Source organism: Streptomyces sp. NBC_01264, assembly GCF_026340675.1.
In the GTDB taxonomy this organism is placed as follows: Bacteria; Actinomycetota; Actinomycetes; order Streptomycetales; family Streptomycetaceae; genus Streptomyces.
In genome coordinates this window covers 1,439,162-1,456,266 of the sequence record NZ_JAPEOX010000002.1, presented here as the reverse complement: position 1 = coordinate 1,456,266, position 17,105 = coordinate 1,439,162, and the positions used below count along the sequence as shown (strand labels likewise).

Annotated in this window: 17 protein-coding genes; 11 read left to right on the top strand and 6 right to left on the bottom strand. The window is 72.3% G+C overall.

What is annotated here, in order from left to right:
- Window positions 1-42 precede the first annotated feature (42 nt).
- The 3 genes from OG435_RS39615 to OG435_RS39605 all read left to right on the top strand — a co-directional run bounded on the left by OG435_RS39615 (window position 43) and on the right by OG435_RS39605 (window position 2,611).
- Entirely contained in the window at window positions 43-588 is a 546-nt protein-coding gene (locus OG435_RS39615) for a hypothetical protein (RefSeq protein WP_266884738.1), read from the top strand.
- Window positions 578-1,759 (top strand): MAB_1171c family putative transporter, encoded by a 1,182-nt coding sequence (locus tag OG435_RS39610; protein ID WP_266884736.1) that lies wholly within the window; start codon window positions 578-580, stop codon window positions 1,757-1,759. Before OG435_RS39615 ends, OG435_RS39610 begins: the two co-directional genes overlap by 11 nt.
- Before the next feature lie 63 nt (window positions 1,760-1,822).
- Window positions 1,823-2,611: an SDR family NAD(P)-dependent oxidoreductase gene (locus OG435_RS39605; protein ID WP_266884734.1), complete on the top strand. Its 789-nt coding sequence runs from the start codon at window positions 1,823-1,825 to the stop codon at window positions 2,609-2,611.
- Between the two features lie 69 nt (window positions 2,612-2,680).
- On the opposite strand, the gene OG435_RS39600 is transcribed toward OG435_RS39605, so the two are convergent.
- The 3 genes from OG435_RS39600 to OG435_RS39590 all read right to left on the bottom strand — a co-directional run bounded on the left by OG435_RS39600 (window position 2,681) and on the right by OG435_RS39590 (window position 6,109).
- Window positions 2,681-2,914, bottom strand: coding sequence for a hypothetical protein (locus OG435_RS39600; protein WP_266884732.1), 234 nt, complete (start codon window positions 2,912-2,914; stop codon window positions 2,681-2,683).
- Between the two features lie 242 nt (window positions 2,915-3,156).
- A complete protein-coding gene (abc-f, locus tag OG435_RS39595; protein ID WP_266884730.1) occupies window positions 3,157-4,794 on the bottom strand; it encodes a ribosomal protection-like ABC-F family protein in 1,638 nt (545 codons plus the stop codon).
- 73 nt (window positions 4,795-4,867) lie between these two features.
- A complete protein-coding gene (locus OG435_RS39590; RefSeq protein WP_430625848.1) occupies window positions 4,868-6,109 on the bottom strand; it encodes an ArsB/NhaD family transporter in 1,242 nt (413 codons plus the stop codon).
- Between the two features lie 256 nt (window positions 6,110-6,365).
- Between OG435_RS39590 and OG435_RS39585 the strand changes: the two genes are divergently transcribed.
- On the top strand, window positions 6,366-7,004 hold the full coding sequence (locus OG435_RS39585; protein WP_266884727.1) for a DJ-1/PfpI family protein: 639 nt from the start codon (window positions 6,366-6,368) through the stop codon (window positions 7,002-7,004).
- Here the strand turns inward: OG435_RS39585 and OG435_RS39580 are convergent.
- Complete coding sequence (locus OG435_RS39580) at window positions 6,979-7,728, bottom strand: enoyl-CoA hydratase/isomerase family protein (RefSeq protein WP_266884725.1); 750 nt, start codon at window positions 7,726-7,728, stop codon at window positions 6,979-6,981. The genes OG435_RS39585 and OG435_RS39580 overlap by 26 nt on opposite strands.
- A gap of 126 nt (window positions 7,729-7,854) precedes the next feature.
- Here OG435_RS39580 and OG435_RS39575 point away from each other — a divergent pair, with 126 nt between their 5' ends.
- Together OG435_RS39575 and OG435_RS39570 are read left to right on the top strand one after the other, a co-directional pair.
- A complete protein-coding gene (locus OG435_RS39575; RefSeq protein ID WP_266884723.1) occupies window positions 7,855-8,547 on the top strand; it encodes an HdeD family acid-resistance protein in 693 nt (230 codons plus the stop codon).
- A 130-nt stretch (window positions 8,548-8,677) separates the two neighbouring features.
- Window positions 8,678-9,196 (top strand): ATP-binding protein, encoded by a 519-nt coding sequence (locus OG435_RS39570; protein ID WP_266886487.1) that lies wholly within the window; start codon window positions 8,678-8,680, stop codon window positions 9,194-9,196.
- A 64-nt stretch (window positions 9,197-9,260) separates the two neighbouring features.
- Here the strand turns inward: OG435_RS39570 and idi are convergent, their stop codons facing one another.
- A complete protein-coding gene (gene idi / locus OG435_RS39565) occupies window positions 9,261-9,860 on the bottom strand; it encodes an isopentenyl-diphosphate Delta-isomerase (RefSeq protein WP_266884721.1) in 600 nt (199 codons plus the stop codon).
- A gap of 151 nt (window positions 9,861-10,011) precedes the next feature.
- On the bottom strand, window positions 10,012-11,262 hold the full coding sequence (locus tag OG435_RS39560; RefSeq protein ID WP_266886484.1) for a bifunctional class I SAM-dependent methyltransferase/N-acetyltransferase: 1,251 nt from the start codon (window positions 11,260-11,262) through the stop codon (window positions 10,012-10,014).
- Window positions 11,263-11,788: 526 nt separating this feature from the next.
- On the opposite strand from OG435_RS39560, the gene OG435_RS39555 reads away from it, so the two are divergent.
- From OG435_RS39555 to OG435_RS39535, 5 genes are read left to right on the top strand one after another with little or no spacing between them, the layout of a single operon-like run.
- A complete protein-coding gene (locus OG435_RS39555) occupies window positions 11,789-13,579 on the top strand; it encodes a DUF5941 domain-containing protein (RefSeq protein ID WP_266886482.1) in 1,791 nt (596 codons plus the stop codon).
- Complete coding sequence (locus OG435_RS39550) at window positions 13,576-14,328, top strand: phosphocholine cytidylyltransferase family protein (RefSeq protein ID WP_266884719.1); 753 nt, start codon at window positions 13,576-13,578, stop codon at window positions 14,326-14,328. The genes OG435_RS39555 and OG435_RS39550 overlap by 4 nt, the downstream gene beginning before the upstream one ends.
- Window positions 14,316-15,377: an iron-containing alcohol dehydrogenase family protein gene (locus OG435_RS39545; RefSeq protein WP_266884718.1), complete on the top strand. Its 1,062-nt coding sequence runs from the start codon at window positions 14,316-14,318 to the stop codon at window positions 15,375-15,377. The genes OG435_RS39550 and OG435_RS39545 overlap by 13 nt, the downstream gene beginning before the upstream one ends.
- Window positions 15,355-16,134, top strand: a complete 780-nt coding sequence (locus OG435_RS39540; protein WP_266884717.1) for a CDP-alcohol phosphatidyltransferase family protein — start codon at window positions 15,355-15,357, stop codon at window positions 16,132-16,134. The genes OG435_RS39545 and OG435_RS39540 overlap by 23 nt, the downstream gene beginning before the upstream one ends.
- 35 nt (window positions 16,135-16,169) lie before the next feature.
- Window positions 16,170-17,033 carry a glycosyltransferase family 2 protein gene (locus OG435_RS39535; RefSeq protein WP_430625847.1) on the top strand — a complete coding sequence of 288 codons (864 nt, stop codon included), beginning with the start codon at window positions 16,170-16,172 and terminating at the stop codon, window positions 17,031-17,033.
- Window positions 17,034-17,105 lie beyond the last annotated feature (72 nt).

Sequence of the window (17,105 nt, the reverse complement as noted above, 5' to 3'; positions counted from 1 at the left end):
GCCTATCATCGTTGCCCGAGAAAGGGTCCGAAGAGGGAACACATGCGCCACCCTCAGCCCAGTCTGCGCAAACGGTGCGAGGCGATTCTCGGCCGTCTTGAACTGACACACCCCTTCTCGCTCGACGGTCTGTGCGAGCGGATAGCCGAACAGCGCGGCCGTCCCATCCGGCTCCACCCGCTGCCCAAGGAGGCGGCGGAGTCCGGGGTGTGCGGACTGTGGGTCGGCACGGCCGATGTGGACTACGTCTTCTACGAGGCCCAGACCACCCCGCTCCACCGGGAGCACATCGTGCTCCACGAGCTCGGCCACATCCTCTTCGGGCACCACTCGCTGGAAGCCCCCGCCGAGGACCCCGCGGGCGCCGGAGGGCCGGCCGGATCCGTCCCCACCGTGCTCGGACGCACCAACTACACCACCCGTCAGGAGCGGGAGGCGGAGATGCTCGCCAGCATGATCCGCATCCGCACGGGGACCCGAGGCCCGCACCTCGGCCACGGCGGCGCGGGCGGGGACACGCTCGCCCGGCTGGAGTCCGCGATGGGCTACGAGCGGCGCGGGCGGGGGCCGGTCCACCGTGGCTTCTGATCTGACCGCCTTCGGCGACGCGCTCGCCTTCCCCAGTGTCGTGTGCCTCTGGATCGCCGTCCTGCTTCGCGCGCCCGGCGCCCTGCGCGCCCCGCACCAGCGGGGCCTGTGGCTCGCCGTCGCCACCGCCGCCGCGGCGATGACCCTGAACCTCCCCGACGTCGTCGCCTACGCCATGGGCCGCGACCCGGGCTACGCGCACACCATCGGGCTGGTGCGCAACCTCATCGGCGTCCTCTCGGCCGGAGCCGTGCTCTACTTCGTGGCCGCCGCCACCCGGGGCCGCCGGCTCCAGATCGCCTCCGGCGCCGGCACGGTCCTGTGGCTGACCGTCCTCGTCGTCCTGGACACGGCCGCGCCCGAACACGGCACGCACACCATCCCGCCCGTCGGCGACCCGGTGCCCTCCCTCGCGTACTGGCTGGTGCTGATATCCGCCCACCTGATCGCCAACACCGTCTGCGTGCTGGTCTGCTGGCGCTACAGCCGACGCGCCGAGAGTCGGGGCCTCGCCGCCGGACTGCTGCTGTTCGGCCTCGGCACCGCCCTCGCCGGGGTGTTCTGGTTCGTGTACCTGCTCAAGACGCTGTTCGGCTTCACCTGGGCGATGCCCGCGAACCCGCTGCTGATGAACGTGCACGGCCTGCTCCGGGCCGCCGCGATCCTCGTCCCGACGCTGTTCACCTTCCGCCGCACGGCCGCCGACACCGCCACCGCCTGGCGGCTGTGGCCGCTCTGGCGCGACCTGGTCCACGCCGTCCCGCACGTCGCCCTCAACGAGCCGCGCGGCGGCCGGTTGCTGGAACTGCTGTGGCCGCCGGTCCCGCGCAACCTGCTCGTGTACCGCAAGGTCATCGAGACCCGCGACGCCATCCTGATCCTGGGGGAGTACGTCGCCCCGGGCGTTCAGGAGCTCGCGCGCAGCCACGTGGTCGGCACCGGAGCGCCCGAACAGCGGGCCCCCGCCGCCGTGTTGGCCTGCGTACTGAAGGAGGCACGGCAGGCCAAGCTGGCCGGGATCCCGCAACAGCGGTCCGACGAGAACGCCTTGGAGCTGCCCGCGGCCCTCCAGACCTCGGCCGAGGGCGGGGACCTGGAAGGCGAGGCCCGCTTCCTCGTGGACGTGGCCCAGGCCTACGCCTCACCGGCCACGGCCGGTTTCACCGCGTGAGACACGCGCGACACGCGCGACACGCGAGCACGCAACGCCCGACAGCCAGGAAGTGAACGTCTCTTGACCACCACCGTACTGATCACAGGAGCCAGCGCGGGACTGGGCGCGGCCTTCGCCCGCGGCTTCGCCGCCAAGGGCTGCGACCTCGTCCTCGTCGCCCGCGACAAGGACCGCCTCGAAGCCGTCGCCGCGGATCTCGCCCGGGAATTCGGCGCCGTCTGCGAGGTGTTGCCCGCCGACCTGCTCGACGCGGGCGGGCTCGGAGCCGTCGCCGAGCGGCTCGGCGACCGGGCCCGGCCCGTCGACATCCTGGTCAACAACGCCGGCTTCGGACTCCCCGCGCCGTTCCCGTACAACCCGGTCGAGGACGAGGAGCGGATGCTCGACCTGCTCGTCAAGGTGCCGCTGCGGCTCACCCACGCGGTGCTCCCGGGCCTGCGCGAGCGGCGCCGCGGCGCGGTGCTCAACGTCTCCTCGGTGGCCGGACTGCTGCCGACCGGGACCTACGGCGCCGCGAAGGCATGGATCACGGCCTTCAGCGAGTCCCTGCGCGTGGACATGGAGCCCTACGGGGTCCGCGTGCTGGCGGTGGTACCGGGATTCACCCGCACCGAGTTCCAGGAGCGCGCCGGGATGGACGTCAGCGCCCTGCGCGACGCGGTGTGGCTGGAGCCGCGCGACGTGGTGGCCCGGGCCCTGAAGGACCTGGCCCGCCGCCGCCCGGTGAGCATCACGGGCCGGCGCTACCAGGCGTACGCCCTGGCCGCCCGCCACCTCCCGCGCGGCTTCGTGGCCCGGAAGATGGCCCGGACCCGGCGGGCCCCGGCGGACCGGCTGGACGGGAGCTGACGCCGGCACCGCGGCAGCCCGGTGCGCGGCCCCTGTGGCAGGGCCGCGCACGCTGGGTTGGAGGGCGGGTCAGCAGTCGCCGTCGTTGTAACCTCCGTAGCCGTAGTCGTCATCGTCGTCATACCAGCCGCCGTGGTGCCAGCCGTTGTCGTCGTCGTGGTCCCAGCCACCGGCGACGTAACTCACCTGCTGGGTCGGGGCCGCCGCCGAGGCGGTACCCGCAGTGCCCAGCGCGGCCCCGCCGGCCATCAGCAGACCGGCGGCGGAGATGGCGAAGAGGCGCTTCGCTCTCAGTGCAGACATGAGGATTTCCCTTTCCTTCCATCCTGCTCGACGCTCCGAGGCATGAAGGATGGAACCGCTGGCCGCACGAGTACGCGCGACGCGGAATCGGATACAGGGCCGCCGAAGGATGCGGAAGCGCAGGTCCGCCCACCCTGGTGACGTTGTGCGTCCGGCCATGGGGGCGCGCTCCGCAATTGCGGCTCTCACTCACAAAGGCTAGTCACACTTGCGCCGGTCGGCATCTTGGGCGGGGCCCGGGTCTAGACCTCGGTGACCTTGCCGTCCGCTACGTGCAGGCGGCGGGTCACCTGGACCGCGTCGAGCATCCGGCGGTCGTGGGTGACCAGCAGCAGGGTGCCCTCGTAGGACTCCAGTGCGGACTCCAGCTGCTCGATCGCCGGCAGGTCGAGGTGGTTCGTCGGCTCGTCCAGCACCAGCAGGTTGACCCCGCGCCCCTGGAGCAGCGCCAGGGCGGCCCGGGTGCGCTCGCCGGGGGAGAGGGTGGCCGCGGGGCGGGTGACGTGCGCCGCCTTCAGGCCGAACTTGGCCAGCAGAGTGCGGACTTCCGCCGGTTCGGTATCGGGCACGGCGGCGCAGAAGGCGTCGATGAGCGGCTCGTCGCCGAGGAACAGGCCCCGGGCCTGGTCCACTTCGCCGATCCGTACGCCCGAGCCGAGGGTGGCGGAGCCGGAGTCCGGGGCGAGGCGGCCCAGGAGGACGGCCAACAGGGTCGACTTCCCGGCTCCGTTGGCGCCGGTGATGGCGACCCGGTCCGCCCAGTCGATCTGCAGGCTCGCCGGTCCGAAGGCGAAGTCCCCGCGCTGGACGACCGCTTCGCGCAGGGTGGCCACCACGGAGCCGGAGCGCGGGGCCGCCGCGATCTCCATGCGCAGCTCCCACTCCTTGCGCGGCTCCTCGACCACGTCGAGCCGCTCGATCGCGCGCTGCGTCTGGCGGGCCTTGGAGGCCTGCTTCTCGCTCGCGTCGGCGGCGCCCTTCCTGGCGATCTTGTCGTTGTCGGTGGACTTGCGCTTGGCGTTCTTGACGCCCTTGTCCATCCAGCCGCGCTGCATGGCGGCCCGGTCCTCCAGGGCCGAGCGCTTGTCGGAGTACTCGTCGTACTCCTCGCGGGCGTGGTTGCGGGCCCGCTCGCGCTCCTCCAGGTAGGCGTCGTAGCCGCCGCCGTAGAGGTTGATCTGCTGCTGGGCCAGGTCCAGTTCGAGGATCTTGGTGACCGTGCGCGTGAGGAACTCGCGGTCGTGGCTGATGACGACGGTGCCGGCGCGCAGTCCCTTCACGAACTGCTCCAGGCGCTCCAGACCGTCGAGGTCCAGGTCGTTGGTGGGCTCGTCGAGCAGGAAGACGTCGTAGCGGGACAGCAGGAGCGAGGCGAGGCCGGCGCGGGCGGCCTGGCCGCCGGACAGCGCGGTCATCGGCAGGTCGAGGCCGACGGACAGCCCGAGGTCGTCGGCCACCTGCAGGGCCCGCTCGTCGAGGTCGGCCCCGCCGAGGTTCAGCCACCGGTCGAGGGCGTCCGCGTACGCGTCGTCCGAGCCCGGGGTGCCGTCCACGAGGCCCTGCGTCGCCGCGTCGAGCTCCGCCTGGGCCGCTGCCACGCCGGTACGGCGGGCGAGGAACTCGCGGATCGACTCGCCGGGGCGCCGCTCCGGCTCCTGGGGAAGGTGCCCGACGGCGGCGCTGGGCGGGGAGAGGCGCAGCTCACCGGTCTCGGGTGCGTCCAGCCCGGCGAGCATCCGCAGCAGGGTGGACTTCCCGGCGCCGTTGACGCCGACGAGGCCGATGACGTCGCCGGGCGCGACGACGAGGTCGAGATCGGCGAAGAGCGTGCGCTCACCGTGCGCGGCGGTGAGCTTCTTGGCGACGAGGGTTGCAGTCATGATGTCCCGATCCTATCCGCGCCCCGCACGTCCGGGTCCCGGGGCCGGGGCGGAGCTCGGGCACCCCCTAAGGTCAGGCGCCGATGAGCCGAAGGCCCGCCCACAGGGCCGTCACCGCGGCGGCGAGGGCCGGCACGGTGGTCAGCAGGCCGAGCCGGGTGAAGTCCCCGAGCGTGACCCCGTCGTACCCGTCCGCGTGCAGGATCCGCCGCCACAGCAGGGTGGCCAGGGATCCCGCGTAGGTCAGGTTCGGCCCGATGTTCACCCCGATCAGCACCGCCAGCACCGGACCCGCGCCGCCCGCCGCCGCCACCGGGAGCAGGGCCAGTACCGCGGGCAGGTTGTTGATCAGGTTAGCCAGTACGGCGGCCACCGCCGCCACGCCGAGCAGCGCGGGCAGCGAGTCCCCGGCCGGGGCCACCCACTCCAGCCCGTCCCCGAGCCCGTGGTCCACGACCGCCCGCACCACCACCCCCAGCGCCAGCACGAACAGGCAGAAGGCCGGCGCCGAGGAGCCCAGGATCCGCAGGGGCGTAGTCTCCCGGCGCCGCAGGGCCCGTACGGCCAGGACGAGGGTGCCCGCGAGCGCCGCCCAGGCGGGACTGGCCCCCGCGAAGGAGGCCAGCGCGAAGCCCACCAGGGTCAGCGCGAGCACCCCGGCCGCGAACCGGGGCAGCGGCGCCGGGTCCCCGGCCTGCGGTACGTGCTCCGGGGCGGCCGCCAGGTCACCGCGGAAGAAGCGCCGGAACACGGCGTACTCCACGCCGATCGCCGCCAGCCACGGCAGGGCCATGAGCGCCGCGAACCGGGTGAAGGACAGCCCGCTCGCGGCGAAGGCCAGCAGGTTGGTGAGGTTGGACACCGGCAGGAGGAGCGAGGCGGAGTTCGCCAGGTGCGCGGTGGCGTAGACGTGCGGGCGCGGCCGGGCACCCAGCCGGGAGGCGGTCGCCAGCACCACCGGGGTCAGCAGCACCACGGTCGCGTCCAGGCTCAGCGCGGCGGTGACCACCGAGGCGACGGCGAACACCCCGCCGAGCAGTGCCACGGGCCCCCGTCCGGCCGCCCGCCGGGCCACCGCGGCGCCGGCGGCCCGGAACAGCCCCTCGTCGGCGCAGAGCTGGGCCAGCGCCAGGATCACCGCGAGGAACCCGACCACGGGCAGCAGCTCACGCGTCTGCGCCCACGCGTCGGCGGGCGGTACGACGCCCAGCACGACGAGCAGCCCCGCGGCGGGCACGGCGGCCGCGGCCTCCGGCAGCCCGCGCGGGCGCAGGACGGCGAAGGCCAGTACCCCGAGGAGGAGGGCGGCGGACAGACACGCGGCGGCGACGGGGTACAGGACGGGCTCCGGAACGAGAGGGGGAAGGAGGGGCGGGCCCACGGGCGCGTACGGGCGTAGGGGCGATGGCGGGGCCAGGACAGGATCGCACCGGGACCCGCATGGCCGGAGGGGTGGGGTGCGCGTCATTGCGGCCATCGCACGGGTGTCACACGATGAGGTCAGGTCGCTGCGCAACGTTCGCCGTCCTCCACGACGGCGTGCGGAGCCCCACCACCGCTCCGGAGGAGCCATGCAGATCGCCGTACTGCTCTACGACCGGTTCACCGCCCTCGACGCCATCGGCCCCTTCGACACCCTCGGCCGGCTCCAGGGCGCCGAGACCGTCTTCGTCTCCGAACGGCCCGGGCCCGTACGGACCGACAGCGGGGCGCTCGCACTCGTCGCCGACAGGGGGCTCGGCGAGGTGACGCGGCCGGACATCGTCATCGTCCCCGGCGGCCCGGCCCCCGAGGTGGAGATGAAGAACCCCGTCGTCCTCGACTGGCTGAGGGCCGTCGACGCCACCACGACCTGGACCACCTCCGTCTGCACCGGGTCGATCCTGCTCGCCGCCGCCGGCCTGCTCGACGGCCGGCGGGCCACCAGCCACTGGCTCTACCTGGACGAGCTGACCCGGTTCGGTGCGGAGCCCACCGGGGAGCGCGTGGTCTTCGACGGGAAGTACGTCACGGCCGCCGGGGTCTCCTCGGGGATCGACATGGGGCTCACGCTCCTCGGTCGCATCGCGGGGGACGAGTACGCGCAGACGGTACAGCTGATGACCGAGTACGACCCGCAGCCGCCCTACGACGCCGGTTCCCCCGAGAAGGCGCCCGCCGGAATCGTCGCCCGGCTGCGTGCCCTCAAGCCTTCGGCGGAGTCCAGGTGAAGGCGGGCGCGCGCCGCTCGAGGAACGCGGCGACGCCCTCGGCGGTGTCGCCGCTTCCGGCGGCCTGTGCCGCCCAGTAGCCGTCCCGGTCCGTGCGGCCGTCCGCGAACTCCTTCGCCGAAGCCTGCGTGAGCCGCGAGCGCGTGGCCAGGATCCGCGTGAACTCCGCCACCCGCTTGGACAGTTGACCCGCCGGGAGCAGCTCGTCCAGCAGTCCGGTGCGCAGCGCCCGTTCCGCGTCGATCAACTCGGCGGAGAAGAGGAGGTACTTGGCGGCGGCCGGGCCCACCAGGGCCGCGAGCCGCCGGGTGGACGAGGCCGGGTACACGATGCCCAGCTTCGCCGGAGTCACCCCGAAGGAGGCACCCTCCTCCGCGAAACGCAGGTCGCAGGCGGCGGCCAGCTGACTGCCCCCGCCCACGCAGAACCCGCGGATCGCGGCCAGTGTGGGTTTGGGGAAGGCGGCGAGCGCCTCCTCCGCCGCCACGGCCAGGGCCTGCGGGTCGTCGTCGCCGGTCAGGGAGGAGATGTCGGCCCCCGCGCAGAAGGTCTCGCCGGACCCCGTCAGGACCAGCGCCCGTACGGCGGGATCCACCGCGAGCCCGGCCAGCACCTCCGGCAGCCGCCGCCACATCGCGGCCGTCATGGCGTTGCGCTTGGCGGGGTGCGAGATCACGACGGTGGCGACCCCGTCGGCGACGGAGGAGAGCAGGGCGGCGTCCATGCGCCGGATGCTATCCCGGACGGTCAAACCTATGATCAAAAGACCGGCAACCGGCAGCTCGGTGGACCGGCAGGCAGTCGCGGGGTCCGAGGGTCCGTCGGGGGCAGCTTGAAAGGTGGCGCGTCCATGGGCGCAGACCGTGCGGACCGTACGGGTCCACAGGGCATCAAGGACGACAAGAAGAAGGTCAGCCGTAGCTTCGCGCTGATGGCCCTGCTCGGTGCGCTCCTGGTGGTGGCCGGTCTGGTGGGCCTCGTCTACACCGGCGTCGCCACTCTCACCACGATGTTCCTCTTCGGCTGGCTGCTGCTGTTCGGCGGCGTGGTGGGCCTGCTCCAGGCGATCCAGTCGCGCAAGAGCAACTACTTCTGGCTCGCCGTCATCGTCGCCGCGATCAACATCGCGGCCGGTTTCGTGATCCTGCGCCGCCCGGAGGCGAGCGCGGAGGCGCTCACCATGTTCGCCGCGCTGCTGTTCCTCACCGGCGGGGTGTTCCGGCTGGCCGGCGCCGTGGTGGTGCGCGGCGCGCACCTCGGGCTGACCCTGGTCCAGGGAGCCTTCGGCATCCTGCTGGGCCTGCTGATCCTCGCCAACTGGCCCGGCAGCAGCCTGTACGTGATCGGAGCGTTCTTCTCCCTCGCGCTGCTGTTCGACGGCCTGAGTCTGATCGCCGTGGGCATGGGAGCCCGCCGCATCCTGGGCTTGGTCAGGGACGACGAGGTTCCGGTGACGCCGGCAGGGGCGGGAACGGCCGCGCCCGAGACGCAGGAGGCGGCCGGGAAGCAGCCGCCAGAAGATCAGGAACGGTCGAACAACTGACTCTGTCATACGCCAGCGGTCAGAAAGTGTCCGAATGCTGCTGACTTCTGGTCAGTGGTCCGGCCCGGAGCGGTCCGGTCCCCACTCTTGACGTGTGCAGACGATCGAGCGTGAAGACGGGGGCCGGGAGATGGATGTGAGCGGGAGCGTCCCGCCAGTCAAGGGGGACGAGCCGGAGGTCGCGGCCGCCCCCCTCGCGTATGAGGGGGTGTGGCGATTCACGGCACCCGCAGTAGAAGAATCCGTTCCGCAAGCCCGCCGTGCGGTGCGTGACCTGCTCGGCCGACAGGAGGTGCCGGCCGACGGGGACCTGGTCTACTCCCTGCTGCTGATCGTCTCCGAACTGGTGACGAACTCGGTCCGGCACGCTGCCGTGCTCTCACCGGAGGTCGCGGTGGAGGTGGCCATCGGCCGGGAGTGGGTACGGGTGGCCGTCGAGGACAACCATCCGTACCGCCCCAAGGCGCTGGAGGCCGATTTCGGCCAGACCGGCGGCCGGGGCCTCCTCCTCGTCCGGGAGGTCACGCTGGAGGCCGGCGGGGTCTGCGACGTGGAGCACACCTCCACGGGCGGCAAGGTGATCTGGGCGGCACTGCCGCTCACCACGGCCCTCGCGTCACCCGCCGCCATCCCGACCTCGGCGGTCTGAGCCCGCGCGGGGCCGTCACCGGCCACTGCCGAACGGGGCAGGCCGCCACACCTGGGAGCGACGGCTACCAGCCCGCCGCGTCGCCCGTCAGCTCGCGGATCGCGGGCCGGGCCGCGTCCAGCACGGTCATGAACCAGGCCGAGAACGGGACCTCGGCGTGCCGCTTCGCGAGTTCCTCCGCGGTCACGAAGGCGGTGTCCGCGATCTCCTCCGGATCGGGCCGCACCGACCGCTGCGCGAGTCCCACGAACAGGTGGTTGTACTCCTGCTCCACCAGCCCCGACGCCGGATCCGGATGGTTGTAGCGGACCGTCCCCGCCTCCGCGAGCAGCGAGGGCGACAGCCCCAGCTCCTCGTGGGTCCGCCGCGCCGCCGCCGCGAACGGCGACTCCCCGGGGTAGGGGTGGCCGCAGCACGTGTTCGACCAGACACCGGGGGAGTGGTACTTCCCGAGGGCGCGCTGCTGGAGCAGCATCCGGCCCTGCTCGTCGAAGAGGAACACCGAGAACGCCCGGTGCAGCTGACCGGGGGCCTGGTGGGCGGAGAGCTTCTCCGCCGTACCGATGGTGTTGCCGGACTCGTCGACCAGTTCGAGCATGATCGGTTCTTGAGCGCCGGTGCCGGTGGTCGCGCTGTTCGCGGCGGTGGTTGGTGTGGTCGGCATACCCATCCTTCGCTTCGGACTTCGGCTTTCAGTCTGCCGTACAAATGGGGATTGCCCCGACTTCGGTGATCCGCGCATGTCCGCCCCCCGCCGCGTGATATGCGGGGGGGGCGGACCGTTCAGTTCATCCGGCCGCGGGCCGGACCCGGCATCAAACTCCGAACGGCGCCGGGTACTTGATCGTGCCTGTGGGAACCGGCACCGAATCGTCGAGCACCAGCGCCATCATCGCCTCGTCGGGCACCTCGAAGGGGGCCCGGATTCCGAAGCGCGAAGCCGGCACGAACCCGAAGCGGGCGTAGTACTCGGGATGCCCGAGCACGAGCACGAGGTGCTCCCCGCGCTCCGCGGCCGCCGCGAGCAGCGCCCGTACGACGGCGCTGCCGGCGCCCGAGCGCTGGAGCGCTGGAGCGGCGGCCACCGGGGCGAGCGCGAGGGCCGGCGCCCCGTCCACCTCGCACCGGGTCAGCAGGGCGTGCGCCGCGACCGACCCGTCCGGGCCCTCGGCCACGTAGGAGAGTCCGGGCAGCCAGGAGCCGTCCGCGCGCAGCGCGTCCACGAGGTCGGCCTCGGCCGGGGTCCCGAAGGCGGCCGTGTGCACTGCGTGCACTGCGTGCCCGGCGGCCGCGTCCCCGTCCGCCTCGGGGCGGACGGGCCAGCCGCCGCCGTCCCCGGCCGTCACCGGCCGCAGGACGTAGGCGGTGTACCCGTACTCGTGCCCGTACCGCTCCCGTACGGCGATCTCCTCGCGTACGAAGCCCAGCGCGGCCGCGGCCTCGGGCCCGGCGGGCTCCGGCGCCCCGGCCACCCGCTCGTCGAGCGGGCCGTAGTAGGCGGCCCAGTCGGAGTCGGGCTGCCGGTGGACTCCGAGCACCTGGTACCCGGCGGCCTGGATCGCGGCCAGGTTGCGGGCGGTGGAGCGCAGCGCGTAGTGCGGGTCCCAGAAGGCGCGGACCCCGGCGGAGGGTTCGTCGACGGTCCATTCGCACTCGCTCAGCACCAGGGTGCCGCCGGGGGCGAGCAGTCGCTTCCACCGTGCGAGCGCGGCGGCGAAGCCGATGTTGTAGGCGGAACCCTCGGCCCAGACGAGGTCGAAGGAACCGTCCGGACGGTCGGAGAGGTCGCCGACATCCGCCTTGACGGCGCGGACGCGGTCGGTGAGCCCGCGGGCCGCGGCGGCCGTACGGAGCTCGTCGAGGAAGCCGTCCTGGAGATCGACGGCGGTGACGTCGGCCCCGTGGTCGCCCGCCTCGGCGGCGAGCAGCAGGGCGCTGGGGCCGGGACCGCAGCCCAGGTCCAGGGCGCGCGGCCGCTCGGGCAGCGGTCCGCACAGGGACAGCAGGTGGCGGGTGGTGGCCTCGGAACCGGGGGACTGCCGGGGCAGGCCGCGGTGCAGCTCCAGGAACGCCTCGAAGAACAGGTCGCCGCGGGTGCTGAAGTCGGTGGTGTGGGAGTTGCTGGTGTTACCGGTGTGGTCGGTCAACGTGAACCCTTGAAAGGGGGCTCCGGCCGACGCGGGTGATCGGTGCGATCAGGCCCGGCCGGACGCCCGGAAGGAGAGGGGGATGTACCGGAGTGCGCTGCGCTGGGCGGCGACGCCTGCGACGGTCATCAACCCCACCTCTTTCTTTCGTTCGGCACGTCTCGTGCGTCACACCTCGTGTGACATTCGGGCGATTGCGACGCGTTCGCGTCACTCGTACACGTCTGCGACCACGATAACAGCCGGGGCACCCACGGCGGTTTGTGATCGCTCCCATCGATCGTCAATGATGATCGGCACAGGACCGACAGGCCAATGATTTTCGGCCTATCGGAGCGTAAACAGGCGGTGAACCCCTGCTTCCGTTCATCCGATAGCCTCTGCCGACGTGCCGCCGGCCCACCTGGCGCTCGTTTACCCGTGTGTGTGCAAGGAGTGAGTTCGTCTGCCGACCGTCATCCTTACCGGCCTGCCGGTGCCCGGATCAGCGCTCGCCGACGAGCTGCGCTCCCTCGGCTTCGAGGTCCAACCCGCGGCGACACCGTCGGACACCGCCGCCGCGCTGGCGCGCGTACCCGCCGAGCAGCGGGTGGCCGTCGTGGACGGGGAGTTCGTCGGACACGTGCACGCCCTGCGGCTCGCGCTGACGGACCCGAGGTTCGACGCCTGCGCCGTCACCGGGGCCTTCGCCGTCCAGCCCGGCGGCCGCGCGGCCCTGGACCGGGCCGCCGCGCTCGACGCGTCCGCCCCCGTGGGCGACGGCCCGTACCCCGACCGGCTCGCCGCCGCCGTCGAGGCCGCCGGCACCCCCGTGCACCGCCCCGAGCTGGGCACCCTCGTGGCCGCCGTGCCCGCCACCACCGACGAGCGCCGGGCGGCCACCGCCGCCGTCGCGGCCGTCGACGACGAGGCCGTCCGGCTGCGCACCGCCGTGAAGTCCCGCGACGGATTCTTCACCACCTTCTTCATCAGCCCGTACTCGCGCTACATCGCCCGCTGGTGCGCGCGCCGCGGACTGACCCCGAACCAGGTCACCACCGCCTCGCTGATCACCGCGCTGATCGCGGCCGGCTGCGCCGCCACCGGCGACCGCTGGGGCTACGTGGCCTCCGGCGTGCTGCTGCTGGTCTCCTTCGTCCTGGACTGCACGGACGGGCAGCTCGCCCGCTACTCGCTCCAGTACTCGACGATGGGCGCCTGGCTCGACGCCACCTTCGACCGCGCCAAGGAGTACTCCTTCTACGCGGGCCTCGCGCTCGGCGCGGCACGGAACGGCGACGACGTGTGGTCCCTGGCGCTGGGCGCCATGATCCTCATGACCTGCCGGCACGTCGTGGACTTCGCCTTCAACGAGGCCAACCACGACGCCACGGCCAATACGAGCCCCACCGCAGCCCTCTCCGACAAGCTGGACAGCGTCGGCTGGACGGTCTGGGTCCGGCGCATGATCATCCTGCCGATCGGCGAGCGCTGGGCCATGATCGCGGTCCTCATCGCCTTCACCACCCCGCGGATCGTCTTCTACGCCCTGCTCGTCGGCTGCGCCTTCGGCGCGCTCTACACCACGGCCGGCCGGGTCCTGCGCTCGCTGACCCGCAAGGCGAACCGGACCGACCGGGCCGCCCAGGCCCTGGCGGACCTCGCCGACTCGGGCCCGGTCGCCGAGCTCACGGGCCGCCTGGTGGGCCGCAGGATCCCCGGCGCCGGGATCGCCGCGGCCGTCGTCGGCTCGGGCGTCCTGCTGTGGGCCGCCTGGGCCTACGGGTTCGGCAGCCGCCAGGTGATCGTCGCCGCCGCCTTCTACGCCGTACTCGCCGGCGCGGCCGTCGCCCGGCCCCTCAAGGGCGCCCTCGACTGGCTCGTGCCGCCCGTCTTCCGGGCCGCCGAATACACCACCGTCCTGATCCTCGCCGCCAAGGCGGACGTCCCCGGAGCCCTTCCGGCGGCATTCGGACTGGTCGCGGCGGTCGCCTACCATCACTACGACACGGTCTACCGCATCCGCGGTGGCACCGGCGCGCCCCCGCACTGGCTGGTGCGGACGATCGGCGGGCACGAAGGCCGGATCCTCTTGATCACGGTCCTGGCCTCCGTCCTGGCGTCGCGCGCCGCAGACTTCCCCGTCGCGCTCACGGCCCTCGCCGTGTTCGTGGCACTCGTGGTGCTCGTGGAGAGCATCCGCTTCTGGGTTTCCTCCGGGGCACCCGCCGTACATGACGAAGGAGAACCAGCATGATCGGCCTCGTCCTCGCTGCCGGAGCCGGACGCCGCCTGCGTCCCTACACCGACACCCTGCCCAAGGCCCTCGTGCCCGTCGGACCCGAAGGGGCCGAGGAGAGCATCACGGTCCTCGACCTGACGCTCGGCAACTTCGCCGAGGTCGGTCTGACCGAGGTCGCCATCGTCGTCGGCTACCGCAAGGAAGCCGTGTACGAGCGCCGGGACGCGCTGGAGGCCAAGTACGGCGTCAAGATCACGCTGATCGACAACGACAAGGCCGAGGAGTGGAACAACGCCTACTCCCTGTGGTGCGCCCGTGACGTCCTGGGGCAGGGTGTGATCCTCGCCAACGGCGACACCGTCCACCCCGTCTCCGTCGAGAAGGCCCTGCTCGCCGCCCGCGGCAAGGGCCAGAAGATCATCCTCGCCCTGGACACGGTCAAGAGCCTGGCCGACGAGGAGATGAAGGTCATCACCGACGGTGAGAAGGGCGTCCAGCGGATCACCAAGCTGATGGACCCGGCCACCGCGACCGGCGAGTACATCGGCGTCACCCTCATCGAGCCGGAGGCCGCCGAGGCGCTGGCCGAGGCCCTGAAGACCACCTTCGAGCGCGACCCCGACCTCTACTACGAGGACGGCTACCAGCAGCTCGTGAACGACGGTTTCACCATCGACGTGGCCCCCATCGGTGACGTCAAGTGGGTCGAGATCGACAACCACGACGACCTCGCCAAGGGCCGGACGATCGCATGCCAGTACTGACGAGGCTCATCCCCTCGCCCCTCGTCGTCGACATCAGCCGGGGCGCGATGGACGACCTGGCCGGCCTCCTGGCCGACCAGCGGATCTCATCGTCCGGCAAGCTCGCGATCGCCATCAGCGGCGGCTCCGGCGCCGTGCTGCGCGCCAAGCTGGAGTCGGTGCTGCCGCACGCCGACTGGTACTCCGTCATCGACGGGACCATCGACTCCGCGGTCAAGCTCGCCGACGACATAAAGGGGAACCGCTACGACGCCGTCGTGGGCCTCGGCGGCGGCAAGATCCTCGACGTGGCCAAGTACGCCGCGGCGCGGGTCGGGCTGCCCATGGTGGCCGTCGCCACCAACCTGGCGCACGACGGGATCTGCTCGCCGGTCGCCACCCTGGACAACGACAACGGCCGGGGCTCCTACGGCGTCCCGACGCCGATCGCCATGGTGATCGACCTCGACGTGATCCGCGAGGCCCCGGTGCGCTTCGTCCGCTCCGGCATCGGCGACTGCCTCTCCAACATCTCGGCGATCGCCGACTGGGAGCTTTCTCACAAGATCACCGGTGAGCCGGTGGACGGTCTGGCCGCGGCCATGGCCCGTACCGCCGGGGAGTCCGTGCTGCGCCACCCGGGCGGCTGCGGCGACGACGAGTTCCTCACGGTGCTCTCCGAGGCGCTGGTCCTCACCGGCATCGCCATGTCGATCAGCGGGGACACCCGCCCGGCGTCCGGCGCCTGCCACGAGATCAGCCACGCCTTCGACCTGCTCTACCCGGGACGCTCCGCGCTCCACGGCGAGCAGGTCGGCATCGGTGCGGCCTTCGCCATGCACCTGCGGGGGGCCAAGGAGCAGTCCGAGCTCTTCGTCCAGGTGCTGCGCGGTCACGGCCTGCCCGTGCTGCCCGAGGAGATCGGGTTCAGCGTGGAGGAGTTCGTCGCTGCAGTCGAGTACGCACCCCAGACCCGTCCGGGACGGTTCACGATCCTGGAGCACCTCAACCTGTCCGCCGCCGAGATCAGGGACGCTTACGCCGATTATGCCAAGACCATCCGTAGCTGAACTCCGGCCCGTCGTTCACCCGGCGGGCGTCAAGGACCGGGTCAGCGGCGAACACTGGGGCGGGCGCCTCTACATGCGCGAGATCTCCCTGCGCATCACCCGCCTCCTGGTCACCACCAAGGTCACGCCGAACCAGCTGACCTACGTGATGACCCTCGCCGGAGTCCTCGCCGCCCCGGCCCTGCTGGTGCCGGGCGTCTGGGGCGCCGTCCTCGGCGTGGTCGCGGTCCAGATGTACCTGCTGCTCGACTGCGTCGACGGCGAGGTCGCCCGCTGGAAGAAGCAGTTCTCGCTGTCCGGGGTCTACCTGGACCGGGTCGGCGCCTACCTGTGCGACGCGGCGGTGCTGGTCGGCTTCGGCCTGCGCGCCTCCGACCTGTGGGGCACCGGGCGCATCGACTGGCTGTGGGCCTTCCTGGGCACCCTCGCGGCGCTCGGCGCGATCCTGATCAAGGCCGAGACCGACCTGGTCGGCGTCGCCCGCCACCAGGCCGGCAAGCCCGTGGTCCAGGACGCGGCGGCCACGCCGCGCTCGTCCGGCATGGCACTCGCCCGCCGGGCCGCGGCCGGCCTCAAGTTCCACCGGCTGGTCCTGGGCATCGAGGCCTCGCTGCTCATCCTGGTGCTGGCGGTCCTGGACCAGATGCGCGGCGACCTGTACTTCTCCCGCCTCGGCGTCGCGGTGCTCGCGGGCATCGCGATGCTGCAGACGGTGCTGCACCTGGTGTCGGTCCTTGCCTCCAGCAGGCTCAAGTGACGGCGCCGCTGCGGCTGGGCGCCGTCATCATCACCATGGGCAACCGCCCGGACGAGCTCAAGGCGCTCCTCGACTCGGTGGCCCGGCAGGACGGGGCCCCGGTCGAGGTGGTCGTCGTCGGCCAGGGCGTACCGCTCACCGGCCTGGCGGACCCGGCGGCCGGCGTGCGCACCGTCGAGCTGCCCGAGAACCTGGGCATCCCCGGCGGCCGCAACGTCGGCATCGAGGCCTTCCGCACCGCGGGCGGCGGCGCCTTCGACGTGGACGTCCTGCTCTTCCTGGACGACGACGGACTGCTGGAGCGCACCGACACCGCCGAGCTGTGCCGGCAGGCCTTCACGGAGGACCCCGAGCTGGGCATCGTCAGCTTCCGGATCGCCGATCCGCAGAGCGGCGAGACGCAGCGGCGGCACGTCCCCCGGCTGCGGGCCTCCGACCCGATGCGCTCCTCGCGCGTCACCACCTTCCTGGGCGGCGCCAACGCCGTCCGCACGAAGGTGTTCGAACAGGTCGGGGACCTCCCGGGACAGTTCTTCTACGCGCACGAGGAGACCGATCTGGCCTGGCGGGCGCTCGACGCCGGGTGGCTGATCGACTACCGGGCGGACATGGTGCTCCTGCACCCCGCCACGGCCCCCTCCCGGCACGCGGTCTACCACCGTATGGTGGCTCGCAACCGGGTATGGCTGGCCCGACGCAACCTGCCCGCCCCGCTGGTCCCGGTCTACGTGGGCGTCTGGCTCCTGCTGACGCTCCTGCGCAAGCCCTCGGGGCCCGCGCTCAAGGCGTGGTTCGGCGGCTTCAAGGAGGGCTGGACCACCTCCTGCGGTCCCCGGCGCCCCATGAAATGGCGTACGGTCTGGCGGCTGACCCGGCTGGGCCGACCGCCTGTCATCTGACACGTCCGGGTCTGAGACCATGGCGCGATCACGAACCGATCGACTCAGGCCCGATGCCACCTTCTGCCGCAT

Bases quoted from the DNA above. Each gene is read 5' to 3' on its own strand.
- abc-f (WP_266884730.1), bottom strand. From the start codon at position 4,794: ATGACTGCAACCCTCGTCGCCAAGAAGCTCACCGCCGCGCACGGTGAG.
- OG435_RS39575 (WP_266884723.1), top strand. From the start codon at position 7,855: ATGGGCGCAGACCGTGCGGACCGTACGGGTCCACAGGGCATCAAGGAC.
- OG435_RS39580 (WP_266884725.1), bottom strand. From the start codon at position 7,728: ATGGACGCCGCCCTGCTCTCCTCCGTCGCCGACGGGGTCGCCACCGTC.
- OG435_RS39540 (WP_266884717.1), top strand. From the start codon at position 15,355: ATGCCAAGACCATCCGTAGCTGAACTCCGGCCCGTCGTTCACCCGGCG.
- OG435_RS39615 (WP_266884738.1), top strand. From the start codon at position 43: ATGCGCCACCCTCAGCCCAGTCTGCGCAAACGGTGCGAGGCGATTCTC.
- OG435_RS39570 (WP_266886487.1), top strand. From the start codon at position 8,678: ATGGATGTGAGCGGGAGCGTCCCGCCAGTCAAGGGGGACGAGCCGGAG.
- OG435_RS39600 (WP_266884732.1), bottom strand. From the start codon at position 2,914: ATGTCTGCACTGAGAGCGAAGCGCCTCTTCGCCATCTCCGCCGCCGGT.
- idi (WP_266884721.1), bottom strand. From the start codon at position 9,860: ATGCCGACCACACCAACCACCGCCGCGAACAGCGCGACCACCGGCACC.
- OG435_RS39585 (WP_266884727.1), top strand. From the start codon at position 6,366: ATGCAGATCGCCGTACTGCTCTACGACCGGTTCACCGCCCTCGACGCC.
- OG435_RS39550 (WP_266884719.1), top strand. From the start codon at position 13,576: ATGATCGGCCTCGTCCTCGCTGCCGGAGCCGGACGCCGCCTGCGTCCC.
- OG435_RS39545 (WP_266884718.1), top strand. From the start codon at position 14,316: ATGCCAGTACTGACGAGGCTCATCCCCTCGCCCCTCGTCGTCGACATC.
- OG435_RS39535 (WP_430625847.1), top strand. From the start codon at position 16,170: ATGGGCAACCGCCCGGACGAGCTCAAGGCGCTCCTCGACTCGGTGGCC.